This is a genomic window from Burkholderia multivorans ATCC BAA-247 (assembly GCF_000959525.1).
Taxonomy (GTDB): Bacteria; Pseudomonadota; Gammaproteobacteria; order Burkholderiales; family Burkholderiaceae; genus Burkholderia; species Burkholderia multivorans.
Map to the genome: position 1 here is coordinate 2431293 of NZ_CP009832.1, position 12910 is coordinate 2444202.

General features: G+C 68.6%; 8 protein-coding genes. 2 read left to right on the forward strand and 6 right to left on the reverse strand.

The annotated features are described in order from the left end of the window. Nucleotides 1-93 precede the first annotated feature (93 nt). The 3 genes from NP80_RS23700 to hrpA all read right to left on the reverse strand — a co-directional run bounded on the left by NP80_RS23700 (nucleotide 94) and on the right by hrpA (nucleotide 6387). The gene (locus NP80_RS23700) at nucleotides 94-1071 is read right to left on the reverse strand and encodes a sterol desaturase family protein (RefSeq protein ID WP_006407979.1); all 978 of its coding nucleotides are present in this window, start codon (nucleotides 1069-1071) and stop codon (nucleotides 94-96) included. Nucleotides 1072-1087: 16 nt separating this feature from the next. Next, nucleotides 1088-2077 carry a YVTN family beta-propeller repeat protein gene (locus NP80_RS23705; RefSeq protein WP_006401984.1) on the reverse strand — a complete coding sequence of 330 codons (990 nt, stop codon included), beginning with the start codon at nucleotides 2075-2077 and terminating at the stop codon, nucleotides 1088-1090. A gap of 173 nt (nucleotides 2078-2250) precedes the next feature. Further along, nucleotides 2251-6387 carry an ATP-dependent RNA helicase HrpA gene (hrpA, locus tag NP80_RS23710; RefSeq protein WP_045594184.1) on the reverse strand — a complete coding sequence of 1379 codons (4137 nt, stop codon included), beginning with the start codon at nucleotides 6385-6387 and terminating at the stop codon, nucleotides 2251-2253. Nucleotides 6388-6410: 23 nt separating this feature from the next. On the opposite strand from hrpA, the gene argA reads away from it, so the two are divergent. Together argA and NP80_RS23720 are read left to right on the forward strand one after the other, a co-directional pair. After that, entirely contained in the window at nucleotides 6411-7790 is a 1380-nt protein-coding gene (argA, locus tag NP80_RS23715; RefSeq protein ID WP_006407977.1) for an amino-acid N-acetyltransferase, read from the forward strand. A 49-nt stretch (nucleotides 7791-7839) separates the two neighbouring features. After that, nucleotides 7840-8115: an oxidative damage protection protein gene (locus NP80_RS23720; RefSeq protein WP_006401987.1), complete on the forward strand. Its 276-nt coding sequence runs from the start codon at nucleotides 7840-7842 to the stop codon at nucleotides 8113-8115. 140 nt (nucleotides 8116-8255) lie between these two features. Here NP80_RS23720 and NP80_RS23725 read toward each other — a convergent pair whose 3' ends face one another. The 3 genes from NP80_RS23725 to NP80_RS23735 all read right to left on the reverse strand — a co-directional run bounded on the left by NP80_RS23725 (nucleotide 8256) and on the right by NP80_RS23735 (nucleotide 12750). Beyond that, nucleotides 8256-9662 (reverse strand): MFS transporter, encoded by a 1407-nt coding sequence (locus NP80_RS23725; RefSeq protein WP_006409430.1) that lies wholly within the window; start codon nucleotides 9660-9662, stop codon nucleotides 8256-8258. An 83-nt stretch (nucleotides 9663-9745) separates the two neighbouring features. Further along, nucleotides 9746-11002: a CaiB/BaiF CoA transferase family protein gene (locus tag NP80_RS23730; RefSeq protein WP_045594186.1), complete on the reverse strand. Its 1257-nt coding sequence runs from the start codon at nucleotides 11000-11002 to the stop codon at nucleotides 9746-9748. After that, complete coding sequence (locus NP80_RS23735) at nucleotides 10999-12750, reverse strand: acyl-CoA dehydrogenase family protein (RefSeq protein WP_006407974.1); 1752 nt, start codon at nucleotides 12748-12750, stop codon at nucleotides 10999-11001. The genes NP80_RS23730 and NP80_RS23735 overlap by 4 nt, the downstream gene beginning before the upstream one ends. Nucleotides 12751-12910: the final 160 nt, after the last annotated feature.

The following is a 12910-nucleotide window of genomic DNA, read 5'->3' on the forward strand; positions in this document are numbered from 1 at the left end:
GAAGAAAAACGGGGAAAGGATAAACCACACGGCCCGCATGCGCCAAAGCGCAGGCGGGCCGTGCGAGCGGGCGATGCACGCGGGACGGGCCGATCAGGCCGACGACGCGGCGCCGCGCTTGGCGGGGAACAGGCGACGGAAGATCCGCGCGAACGCGAGGCCGTGCTGCGCCCAGAAGCCGTCGCCGTACGAAATGCCTTCGACCTGTTCGCGGATGCCGGTCGGCTCGACCGTGCGATTCCACGACGCCGTGCCGAACATCATGTCCCACCACGGAAACAGCACGCCGAAGTTGCAGCCGTACTTCGTGCCTTCGTGCCCGTAGCCGACCGCGTGATGACGGCGATGGAAGGTCGGGCTGACGAGCAGCCGCTCGCCGAGCCGGCCGTACGACAGGCGCGCATTCGTGTGCTGAATGCTCTGCAGGAAGTTCGTGACAGCCGTGAGCACGACGAACTGCGACGGCGTCACGCCGATCACGAGCGCGATCGCCGCGAAGAAGCACGACTGGATCACGTCGTCGAGCAGGTGGTTGCGATCGTCGCACCACAGCGACATCTGCCGCTGGCTGTGGTGCACCGCGTGCAGCTCCCACCAGACGCCGAACTTGTGCTGCCAGCGGTGATACCAGTAGCCGGCGAAGTCGAGCACGACGAGGTAGATCGCGAACGCGACGATCGGCTGCGATGTGACGCCCGGCCACAGATAGTCGAGATTGAAGTTCGCGATGCCGTGCAGTCGCAGCCAGGCCTGGAAGCGGTCGAACAGCGGCTGCAGCGCGAAGAAGAAAAACAGCGAATAGATGCCGAGCTTCGCGATCGCCGTATAGATCACGTCGACGCGCACCGCCTTGCGGTCCTTCCACCGCTCGACCGGCCGCAGCGCCTCGAGCGGGCGCAGCAGCACGAACATCAGCACCATCTGCAGCGCGCCGATGATCACCCAGTACAGCGCGTCGTAGGTGTCCTCGTCATAGTCCATCAGGTTGAACTTGAAGAGGAGCGGCTGCACGACGTCGACGTACAGCCAGGTCTGGATGTCCGAGACGAACGCGTCGATCAGATGCAGCATGTTCCGCCCCCGTCCGTCACGCGCCGTTCGCCGCCTTCCACGGCGCACGGTCGTAAAAGTAGATGCCGTGCGGCGAGCGGCCGACCGCGATCGTCTGCACGAGCTTGCGCGACGCGAGATCGATGATCCCGACCTTCTTCGCGAAGCGGAACGTCACCCACAGCGTCTTCTTGTCGGCCGACAGTTCCATGTCGTCCGGGCCCGGCAGCAGCCCCGTGATGTCGCCGACGTTGGTCAGCGTGTTCTCGTCGATGATGCTGATCGTATTCGCGACGCGGTTCGTGACCGCGACGTGCGTGCCGTCGGCGAGCGAGCGGAAGTTGTGCGCGCCCTTGCCCGTGTAGATCTGCTTGACGACCTTCTGGTTGCGCCAGTCGACGACCGCGACGTAGTCGGCGCCCGTCATGCCGACGAGCAGGTACTTGTCGTCGGGCGTCAGCCAGAGCCCGGCCGGCACCTTGCCGACCTTCATCTTCCACTTGACCGTCTGCGTCGGCAGATCGATCGCCGCGATCTCGCCGGACACCTGCAGCGAGACGAGCAGCGTCTTGCTGTCCTTCGTGAACGCGAGGTGGCTCGGCATCACCGCGAGCGGCACGCGCTTCGCGAGATGCAGGTCGCGGCCGTCATACGTGTAGATATCGACGCGGTCGAGCCGCAGGCCAGCCGCCGCGAACCACTTGCGGTCGGGCGAGAAGCCGAGCTGGTACGGATCGTCGATGCCCTCGACGGTACGCTGCAGCTTGCCCGTCTTCGGATCGAGGAACATCAGGCTGTTCGAGACCGAATTTGCGACGATCAGCGACGAATTGTCGGGCGACGCCATCAGATGGTGCGGTTCCTTGCCGGTCGGCATCGTGCCGACGACTTCGCGGGTCTGCTGATCGATCAGGGAAAGCGTGGCTTCGGCCGAATTGAGGACGATCACGTTATTCGCGTGCGCGGCGGGCGCCAGCACGGCGGCGGCCAGCGCGAGCGTGCGGCCGAGGGAAAGGAAATTGCGCATGAAGACTCACGTCGTGGGACAACCGTCATTGTAAAACGGCCGACCGGCCCGGCCGGTTGACCGGCGCCCGGTCTTATTGCGCCACTTCGACGCACGCCGCCGCAGCCGTGCCGGCGCGCGCCGCGCGATACGGCTGGCCGCGCCGACGGTATCGCGCCGGAAACGCTGCCGCGCTAGCGCTGCATCGATTCCCAGACCTTGTACAGCCGCTTGACAGAGACCGGCATCGGCGTGCGCAGTTCCTGCGCAAACAGCGAAATGCGCAATTCCTCGAGCAGCCAGCGGAACTCGGCGAGCCGCGGGTCGACGACGCCGCCGCGCTGCGACACCGCGCGCTGGTACTGCTGGACGAGCGGCTGCAGCTCGCCGAGCTGCTTCGCGTCGCGGGCCGGATCGGCCTTCAGCTTGTCGATCCGCAGTGCGATGCCCTTCAGGTAGCGCGGGAAATGCACGAGCTGCGCGTAAGGCGTGTCGATCACGAAGCGCTTGCCGATCAGCGCCGACAGCTGCTGCTGCAGGTCCGCGTGCGCCTGCGCGAACGGCTTCGCCTGCGCGAGCTTCTTCACGACGCCCGCGTATTCGGTGAGGATCTGCCCGACGAGCCGCGCGATTTCCTGCGCGAGCAGGTTCAGCCGGCTGCGGCCTTCGTCGCGCCGCGCATGAAAGCTCGCGTCGTCGTCCGGCAGCGGGTCCTGCAGGCACGCGCGATCGAGCGCCGTATCGATCAGCTGATCGCGCAGCTCGTCCTGCGTGCCGAGCGACATGTACTGCATCGCCATCTCGCGCAGGCCCGGCAGGTTCTTCTCGAGATACTTGATCGGCTCCTTCAGCTGCAGCGCGAACAGCCGGCGCAGCCCCGCACGGTGGATCCGCGCGGCTTCCTCGGGCGAATCGAACACCTCGACGTCGCAGTGCGTGCCGCGATCGACGAGCGCCGGATAGCCGTACAGCGTCTGGCCGCGCCGCCGGATCTCCAGCAGCTCGGGCAGCTTGCCGAAGTTCCACGTCGTCAGGTTCTCGTACAGTGCGGTCGCGCCCGGCTCGGGCGCGGCGAGCGTCTGCGGTGCGACGGTTTTGCCGCCCTTCGCGCCGCGGCCGTCCTTGCCGGCGGGCTCGCCCGACGCGGCCGGCGCGGTGCCGCCGTCGGCATCGGCGCCGACCGCGAGCGTCGACGCCGCCGCGATCTTCTGGAACTGCTGCTGCGCCTGCGCGCCGAGTTCCTGTCGAAGCTGCGCGAGATTGCGCCCCATCGCGAGCTGGCGGCCGTGCTCGTCGATCACCTTGAAGTTCATGAACAGGTGCGCGGGCAACGTCTCGAGCTTGAAGTCGGCCGCTTTCATCGCGACCTGCGTCTGCTCGCGCACGTCGGCGATCAGCGCTTCGACGAGACCGCCCGCGCCGAAGCGCTCGCGGCCCGTGCGTTCGACGAAGCCGGCCGCGTAGTCGGGCAGCGGCACGCAATGCCGGCGCAGCTTCTGCGGCAGCGATTTCAGCAGCAGCTGCACCTTCTCCTTCAGCATTCCCGGCACCAGCCACTCGCAGCGGCGCGCATCGACCTGGTTCAGTGCGTACAGCGGCACCGCGAGCGTCACGCCGTCGCGCGGCGAGCCCGGCTCGAAATGGTAGGTCAGCGCCATCTCGACGCCCGCCATCGTCGCGCGCTTCGGGAACAGCTCGGTCGTCACGCCGGCCGCCTCGTGACGCATCAGGTCGTCGCGCGACAGGTACAGCAGGCGCAGCTTGTCGTCCGGCTGGCCGCTCTTTTTCACTTCGTCGCGATACCAGCGCTCGAACGCGGCGCCCGTATGAATGCCCGCCGGAATCGCGTGGTCGTAGAACGCATAGATCAGCTCGTCGTCGACCAGCACGTCCTGTCGGCGCGACTTGTGCTCGAGCTGCTCGATGTCGGCGAGCAGCTTGCGGTTGTGCGCGAAGAACGGCAGCTTCGTGTCGAACTCGCCGTCGACGAGCGCGCCGCGAATGAACAGCTCGCGCGCGCGTGCCGGGTCCTGCCTGCCGAACGCGACGCGTCGCCGATGGTAGATCGGCAGCCCGTAGAGCGTCGCGCGCTCGAACGCGCTGACCTGCGCCGGCCGCTTCTCCCAGTGCGGCTCCGACAGCGATTTCTTCAGCAGATGCGCGCCGACCTTCTCGACCCATTCGGGCTCGATCTTCGCGAGGCAGCGCGCGTACAGCCGGCTCGTCTCGACGAGTTCCGCCGCCATCACCCAGCGGCCGGCCTTCTTCGCGAGCGCGGAACCCGGCCACAGGTAGAACTTGATCCCGCGCGCACCGAGATAGTGCGGATCGTCGTCGGCCTTGAGGCCGAGGTTGCCGAGCAGGCCCGTCAACAGGGCCAGATGCACCTGCTCGTACGTCGCCTCCGATTCGTTGAGCCGCCAGCCGTGTTCGCGCACGACCGTCAGCAGCTGCGAGTGCACGTCGCGCCATTCGCGCAGCCGCAGATGCGACAGGAAGTTCTGCCGGCATGCGTCGACGAGTTGCCGGTTCGACTTCTTGTGCGCGACCGCTTCCTCGAACCACGACCAGATCTTCAGCCACTGCAGGAATTCCGAGCGCTCGTCGGCAAAGCGTCGATGCGCCTGGTCGGCCTGCTCCTGCGCGTCGATCGGGCGGTCGCGCGGGTCCTGCACGGACAGCGCGCTCGCGATGATCAGCACCTCGCGCAGCGACTGCTGGTCGCGTGCGGCCAGGATCATCCGGCCGACGCGCGGATCGAGCGGCAGCCGTGCGAGTTCGCGGCCGAGCGGCGTCAGCGCGTTGTCGTCGTCGACCGCGCCGAGTTCGTTCAGTAGCTGATAGCCGTCCGCGATCGCGCGCCCGGGCGGCGGCTCGAGGAACGGGAACGACTCGATCGCCGTCAGATGCAGCGACTTCATCCGCAGGATCACCGAGGCGAGCGACGAGCGCAGGATCTCCGGATCGGTAAAGCGCGCGCGCGCCTGGAAGTCGCTTTCGTCGTACAGGCGGATGCAGATGCCGTCCGCGACGCGGCCGCAGCGGCCCGCGCGCTGGTTCGCGGCCGCCTGCGAGATCGGCTCGACCTGCAGCTGCTCGACCTTGTTCCGGTACGAATAGCGCTTCACGCGCGCGAGGCCCGTGTCGACGACGTAGCGGATGCCGGGCACCGTCAGCGAGGTCTCCGCGACGTTCGTCGCGAGCACGATCCGGCGCGCGTTCGACGGCTTGAAGACCTTGTCCTGATCGGCCGCCGACAGCCGCGCGAATAGCGGCAGGATCTCGGTATGCGGCGGATGATGCTTGCGCAGCGCCTCGGCCGCCTCGCGGATCTCGCGCTCGCCGGGCAGGAACACGAGCACGTCGCCGGGGCCTTCGCGGCACAGCTCGTCGACCGCGTCGACGATCGCGTCCATCAGGTCGCGCTCGGCCTCGCGCGCGGTCTTCGCACGGTCCCGGCTCGCGGTGCCTTCCGCATGCTTGACGGCCGGCCGATCCTCGGCCACCGGGCGGTAGCGCACCTCGACCGGATACAGCCGCCCGCTGACCTCGATCACGGGCGCCGGGTGCGCGTCGCTGCCGAAATGGCGCGCGAAGCGATCGGCGTCGATCGTCGCGGACGTGACGATCAGTTTCAGGTCCGGCCGCTTCGGCAGGATCTCCTTCAGATAGCCGAGCAGGAAATCGATGTTCAGGCTGCGTTCGTGCGCCTCGTCGATGATCAGCGTGTCGTACGCCTTCAGCAGCGGATCGGCCTGCGTCTCGGCGAGCAGGATGCCGTCCGTCATCAGCTTCACGGACGCGCCCGGCGCGAGATTGTCGGTGAAGCGCACCTTGTAGCCGACCACTTCTCCGAACGGCGTGCCGAGTTCCTCGGCGATCCGGCGGCCGGTCGACGATGCCGCGAGCCGGCGCGGCTGCGTATGGCCGATCAGTCCGGTGCCGCCCGCGCCGAGCCCGCGGCCCAGTTCCAGGCAGATCTTCGGCAGCTGCGTGGTCTTGCCCGAGCCCGTTTCGCCGCTGACGATCACGACCTGATGCGCGGCGATCGCGCGCGCAATCTCGTCGCGCCGGCCCGATACGGGCAGGCTTTCCGGGTAGGTGATCGGCGGAACGGGATTCGGTGCGACCGCCGCGCGCGGCGGCCGTTCGCGGCGCGGTGCGCGCGCGTCCTGCGGTTGCGCGGCGCGCGGCGGCTTGCCGGCCTGCTCGTCCTGCTGCCGGCGCGGCGGCTGGCCCTGCTGCCCGCGCGCGTCGGCCGCACCATCCGGGTGCCGGGCCGACGGCGCTTTTGCCCGCGTCGCCGCGGGACTTTTAGGTACATTCGACATGGGGGCGCATTATAATCCCGCCCATGAATTCCCAAACCGACCTCCCCCCGGCGCAGACCGCCGACGCGAACCTGCCGGCCGCCGACGATTCGGCCCTCAGGCACGCGCAGTTCGTCGACTGGATGCGTTCCGTCGCGCCCTATATCCACAAGTTCCGCAACAACACGTTCGTCGTGGGGTTCGGCGGCGAGGTGGTGCAGCAGGGGCTGCTGAACGCGCTCGTGTCCGACATCGCGCTGCTGCAGGCGATGGGCATCCAGATCGTGCTCGTGCACGGCTCGCGGCCGCAGGTCGAGGAGCAGCTGAACCTGCACGGCGTCGAATCGGAGTTTTCGCACGGGCTGCGGATCACCGATGCGCGCGCACTCGAATCGGCGAAGGAAGCGGCCGGCGAAGTGCGCCTCGACATCGAGGCCGCGATCAGCCAGGGTCTGCCGAACTCGCCGATGGCGCATGCGCACATCAGCGTCGTGTCGGGCAACTTCGTCACCGCGCGGCCGGTCGGCATTCTCGACGGCGTCGATTTCGCGCACACGGGTATCGTGCGCAAGATCGACGCGGAGTCGATCCGCCATTCGCTCGCGAGCCGCAAGCTCGTGCTGCTGTCGCCGCTCGGCTTCTCGCCGACGGGCGAGGCGTTCAACCTGTCGATGGAAGACGTCGCGTCGGCCGCCGCGATCGCGCTACGCGCGGACAAGATCATCTTCCTGACGGACGGCCCGGGCATCGTCGACGACGCGGGCGAGCTGATCCGCGAAATGTCGCTCGACGCGGCGGCCGAACTGCTCGACTCGGGCAACATCCAGGGCGACGACGCCTTCTTTCTCAAGCATTCGATTCGCGCGTGCCGCGGCGGCGTCACGCGCGCGCACCTGATCCCGCAATCGCTCGACGGCAGCATGCTGCTCGAGCTGTTCCTGCACGACGGCGTCGGCACGATGATCTCGTACGAGAACCTCGAGAGCCTGCGCGAGGCGACGCCGGACGACGTCGGCGGCATCCTGTCGCTGATCGAGCCGCTCGAGGCGGACGGCACGCTTGTGCGGCGCGGCCGCCACCAGATCGAACGCGACATCGATCATTTCTCGGTGATCGAGCACGACGGCGTGCTGTTCGGCTGCGCGGCGCTGTATCCGTACCAGCAGGAGAAGATCGGCGAAATGGCGTGCCTGACGGTCGCGCCGGAAGCGCAGGGCTCGGGCGACGGCGAGCGTCTGCTCAAGCGCATCGAGCAGCGTGCGCGTGCACGCGGCCTCACGCACATCTTCGTGCTCACGACGCGCACCGAGCACTGGTTCCTGAAGCGCGGCTTCGTCAAGGCGACGGTCGACGACCTGCCGGAAGACCGCCGCAAACTCTATAACTGGCAGCGCAAGTCGCTCGTGCTGATGAAGCAGCTCTGAGCGCAGGCACGCCTGCCCTCCCCCAGACCGATTACAGGAGAAGTACACGATGGCTCGAATGATTCAATGCGCGAAGCTCGGCAAGGAAGCCGAAGGCCTCGATTTCCCGCCGCTGCCGGGCGAACTCGGCAAGCGCATTTACGAGAACGTCTCGAAGGAGGCCTGGCAGGGCTGGCTCAAGCAGCAGACGATGCTCATCAACGAAAACCGTCTGAACATGGCCGACCCGCGCGCGCGCCAGTATCTGATGAAGCAGACCGAGAAGTACTTCTTCGGCGAAGGCGCGGATCAGGCGTCCGGCTACGTGCCGCCCACCGAAGGCTGACGTGCGACAGGCGGGGCCGCGGCACAGCGCGCGGCCCGTGCCCAAAACGAGGCGGCACCGCGCATCGCACGGTGCCGTTTTTCATTGGCGAGGCCGCATGTGCGGCGGCGCGAGTGGCGACCCTGCCGTGCCGCACGCGATCATGCGGTTTCCCCGGCCGGCTTCAGCCTGCGCGCGTCGTCGCGCGGGGCCGCCGCGTCGCCGGCCGGCTCGGCCGCCCATTCGGCTGCATCGCTACGCTCGGCGCTCGACAACGCGTCCGCGCGATGGCCGGTGCGATTGAGCAGCGCGATCATGCAGACGAGCGACACGAGCGCGTAGATGCCCGACGCGATCGCGACGCCGACGATGCTGCCGGTCGAATTCAGGATCGCCTGCGCGAGCACCGGCGTGCCGCCGCCGACGACGAGCGCACTCAACTGATACGCGAGCGACAGCCCCGTATAGCGGACATTGGCCGGAAACACGCGTGCGAGCACCCCGCCGACCGCCCCGTAGAACATCGCGGACGGAATCGTCGAGATGCACATCCCCGCGACCGCGACCCAGTACGAACCGGTGCCGACCGCGTGGAACATCAGCGGCATCAGCACGATTTCCGGAATCAGGATCCAGCACATCGCGCGGCGCATGTCGACCTTCGACACGAACCACGCGCCGACCGGCTGCATCAAGAACTGCACGACGAGCGACATCGAGAGGATGCCGAGGAACGTGCCCTGCGCGTAGCCGAGTTCCTTCGTCGCCCACGACAGCGCGAACGTGCTGCGGAAATACGTGACGTTGATCACCGGCAGCGTGCCGGCCGCGAGCAGCACGACGACCCAGTGATCGCGCACGACCTCGCGCAGCGGCAGTTTCACGGTGCGCTTGCGTGCGAGTACGCGCTGCATGTCGGCCGACTCCTCGAGCTTCAGCCGGATCACCATCCCGACGATCACGAGCACCGCCGACAGCAGGAACGGAATGCGCCAGCCCCACATCAGGAAATCGGGCGTCGGCATCGCGCTCAGCGCGAAGAACGCGCCCGTCGCGAGCAGGTTGCCGGTCGGCGAGCCCTGCTGCGCGAATGCCGCGTAGAGGATGCTCTTGTGCTTTGGCGCGTTCTCGCTCGCGATCAGCACCGCGCCGCCCCACTCGCCACCGACCGCGATGCCCTGCAGCACGCGCAGCACGACGAGGCCCGCCGGCGCCCATACGCCGATCTGCGCGTAGGTCGGCAGCAGGCCGATGCCGGTCGTCGCGAGCCCCATCATCACGAGCGTGATGACGAGCGCGGTCTTGCGGCCGACGCGGTCGCCGAGATGGCCGAAGACGATGCCGCCGAGCGGCCGCGCGGCGAAGCCGGCCCAGAACGTGACGAACGCGAGCAGCGTCGCGACGCCCGCGTCCATGTCGCTCGAAAAGAACACTTTGCCGAACACGAGCGCGGCGGCCGTGCCGTAGATATAGAAGTCGTACCACTCGATCGTCGTGCCGACGAAGGCCGCGAACGCGGCGCGGCCGGGCTTCGCGGGCAATGCGGGTTGGGTGTGCGGACCGCTCATCGATGTCTCCATGTTTGTTGTCGGCGGCGCGATGCGGCGCGCCGTCCGTGCGGCCGGGATCGCCGCCGGCCGGCGGCGGCTCGTCAGCCGTGCGGTTCGCTCCCGGCGGCGCGTTCGGCGCAAACCTCGCCGCCGGCCGCTTGCTCACCGGACGCGTCCTTTAGCACGCCGGCATCGAACAGTTGCTGCTGCAGCGCCGGGTCGACGCCCAGCCGATCGAGTACCGCGCGCGTATCGCTGCCGAGTGCGGGCGGCGGCCGCCGATAGGTGGCCGGCGTGCGCGAGAGCTTCACCGGCGAGGCGGTGCCGCGATACGCGCCGATCTCGACGAACAGGTTGCGGTGCAGCGCATGCGGATCGCGCGCGACGTCGGCGACCGTACGCACGGGCCCGCACGGCACGCCCGCGGCCATCAGGTCGCGCGCGAGCGGTTCGCACGCATGCGCGGCGAGCCGCGCCTCCAGCGCGGCCTTCAATTCCGCGCGGTGCGCGCAGCGGCTGCGGTTGTCGACGAAGCGCGGATCGTCAGCCAGCGCCGGCACGCCGAGATGCCCAACGAGCCGCGCGAACTGCCGATCGTTGCCAACCGCAAGAAAGATCGGGACGGTCGCCGTCCGGTAGCTGTCGTACGGCGCGATGTTCGGATGCGCGTTGCCGCTGCGCTCGGGCACGCGCGCCGAGCCGAAGAAGTTCGGCAAATGCGGATGCAGCAGCGACACGCCGCAGTCGTACAGCGCGATGTCGACCGACTGACCGCGCCCGCTCTTCTCGCGCTCGGCGAGCGCGAGCAGGATGCCGGCCAGCGCGTTGAGGCCCGTCACCATGTCGACGATCGGCAGGCCGATGCGCGTCGCGTCGCCGTCGCGCTCGCCGTTCACGCTCATCAACCCCGCCATCGCCTGGATCACCGCGTCGTAGCCCGGCAAGCCGCCAAGCGGGCCGTCGGCGCCGAAACCCGTCACTGCACAGTGGATCAGCCTCGGGAAACGCGGCTGCAGGTCGCGCGTATAGTCCATCCCCCAGCGCGCGAGCGTACCGGGCTTGAAGTTCTCGACCAGCACGTCGGCGTCCTCCAACAGCCGCCAGAGGATCGCGCGCCCTTGGTCGCGCGACAGGTCGAGCGCGAGCCCTTCCTTGTTGCGGTTCACGCCCAAGAAGTACCACGCGGTGTCGCCCGCGAACGGCGGCCCCCAGCCGCGCGTCTCGTCGCCGGCGGGCGGTTCGATCTTGATGACCGTCGCACCGTGGTCGGCGAGTGCCTGCGTGCAGTACGGGCCGCCGAGCACGCGGCTCAGGTCGACGACCTTGAGGCCGTCCAGTGCGCCACGCGAAGCGTTCATCGCTCGACCTCCGGCAGCAGGTCGAGCGCGACGTCGAGCGACACCGGCGCGCCGCGCAGCAAGGTGTCGAACGCCGCGGCTTCGTCGTCGCGCGACGCCGGTGCGAGCGGATCGACGGGCAGCAGCTTGTGGCGCACGAGCAGATGCGCGAGCGCGAGACGGCGGTAATCGGGCGCGAGCCGCGCGCCCTCGCACGCCATCAGCACGACCGCGCTCGCGTAGTACAGCGCGGAAGCCGCCTGCCGCACGCACGCGTCGTCGCCGTCGGCCGCGACGCGCGCGAGCCCGTCGCAAGCGCGCGCCAGAATGCGCCGCAGCGCGGCGCGGCTCGCGTCCGGCAGCGGCGCCGCGCCGAGCCGGTCGCCGAGGAACGTGCGCAACGCGTCGAGCGCCTGCTCGCGCCGCGCGGCGCGCGCGACGTCGAGCGCGACGATATTGCTCGTGCCTTCCCAGATCGAGCCGAGATGGGCGTCGCGCACGAGCCGCGCATCGCTCCACTCCTCGATGTAGCCGGTGCCGCCGCGCACCTCCATCGCATCGCCCGTCACGCGCCGCGCATCGCGACACGCGCGGAACTTGATCAGCGGCGTCAGGATCCGCACGCAGCGCGCCGCCTGCTCGTCGCCTGCATCGGCCTGCGGCAGCAGCAGCGCGATCTGCATGAACATCGTGCGCGCGGCCTCGGCCGGCAGCAGCATCTTCATCAGCTGACGCTGCATCAGCGGCATGTCGATCAGCTTGCGGCCGAACGCTTCGCGATGCGCGGCCACGTGCAGCGCCTCGTTCATCGCGCGTCGCATCAGCCCGGCCGCGCGCACGCCGTTCGACAGTCGCGACATGTTGATCATGTCCGCCATCTGGTGAAAGCCGCGCCCGATTTCGCCGATCAGATACGCATGCGCACCGTCGAGCACGATCTCGCCGCTCGCCATCGAACGGCTGCCGAGCTTGTCCTTGAGCCGCACGATCCGGTAATGATTGCGCGTGCCGTCCGCTAGCGTCTTAGGCAGCAGGAACAAGGCGAGCCCGTGAATGCCGTCCGGCGCGCCGTCGGGGCGCGCGAGCACCATCGCGAGATCGGCGTCCGCGTTCGAGCAGAACCATTTGTCGCCGTATAGCCGCCACACGGTGTCGCCGTGCGCGTCGGTGTCGCGTGCGGCGCGCGTCGCGATCCGGCCGACGTCCGAGCCGGCCGCCTGCTCCGTCATGAACATCGCGCCCTGGTACAGCGTGTCGAAGTCGCGCGACGCGAGCATCGGCAGATAGCGCGCCACCAGTTCACGATCGCCGAAGCGGCGCAGCGTGCGCGTCAGCGAGTCGGTCATGCTGACCGGGCAGCACAGTCCGAATTCCGCCTGCACGAACAGAAAGGTCAGCGCGTACTTGACGAGCGGCGGCGCGGCGTCCGGCTGATGGCTGAGCGCCGAGAGCCCGAGCTCCGAATACGCGACGCGTTCGAGCGCGACGTACGCCGGATCCTTGTCGATCCGCTGCACGGCCTCGCCGCGCCGATTGCGATGCTCGAGCACCGGCGGATGCTTATCCGCGCGCGAAGCCCATTCATCGAGTTCGCCCGACACGCGCGCGCCGAGCGCGCGAAGCTGCGGTTCGAGTTCGGTGTAGTGCGCATCGCCGAGATGCAGCCTCAGCAACGCGCCGAGATCGGGATCGACGGAAAAGAAGTTGAGGCCCCGGCTGTCGGGGATATTGGACGCGCCGGCGGCCGGCGTGTGCGCTGTGTCGTTCATGTGCGTCTCCGATGTGCGCCGGCGTCGCGGCGTGTCGCGCGAGCCGGTCTCGTGCCGGGCGATTGCCCGGCGCCGATGCGCGGCCGGCAATCGCGGCGCGCGGTGTCAGGCGTTTCGGACAGCGTAGGCCTGCGGTCGATAAGCGTCCAATACAGGATTT

Excerpts from the sequence above, each read along its gene's own strand:
- NP80_RS23700 (WP_006407979.1), bottom strand. The coding sequence starts at position 1,071 with ATGCTGCATCTGATCGACGCGTTCGTCTCGGACATCCAGACCTGGCTG.
- NP80_RS23705 (WP_006401984.1), bottom strand. The coding sequence starts at position 2,077 with ATGCGCAATTTCCTTTCCCTCGGCCGCACGCTCGCGCTGGCCGCCGCC.
- hrpA (WP_045594184.1), bottom strand. The coding sequence starts at position 6,387 with ATGTCGAATGTACCTAAAAGTCCCGCGGCGACGCGGGCAAAAGCGCCG.
- argA (WP_006407977.1), top strand. The coding sequence starts at position 6,411 with ATGAATTCCCAAACCGACCTCCCCCCGGCGCAGACCGCCGACGCGAAC.
- NP80_RS23720 (WP_006401987.1), top strand. The coding sequence starts at position 7,840 with ATGGCTCGAATGATTCAATGCGCGAAGCTCGGCAAGGAAGCCGAAGGC.
- NP80_RS23725 (WP_006409430.1), bottom strand. The coding sequence starts at position 9,662 with ATGAGCGGTCCGCACACCCAACCCGCATTGCCCGCGAAGCCCGGCCGC.
- NP80_RS23730 (WP_045594186.1), bottom strand. The coding sequence starts at position 11,002 with ATGAACGCTTCGCGTGGCGCACTGGACGGCCTCAAGGTCGTCGACCTG.
- NP80_RS23735 (WP_006407974.1), bottom strand. The coding sequence starts at position 12,750 with ATGAACGACACAGCGCACACGCCGGCCGCCGGCGCGTCCAATATCCCC.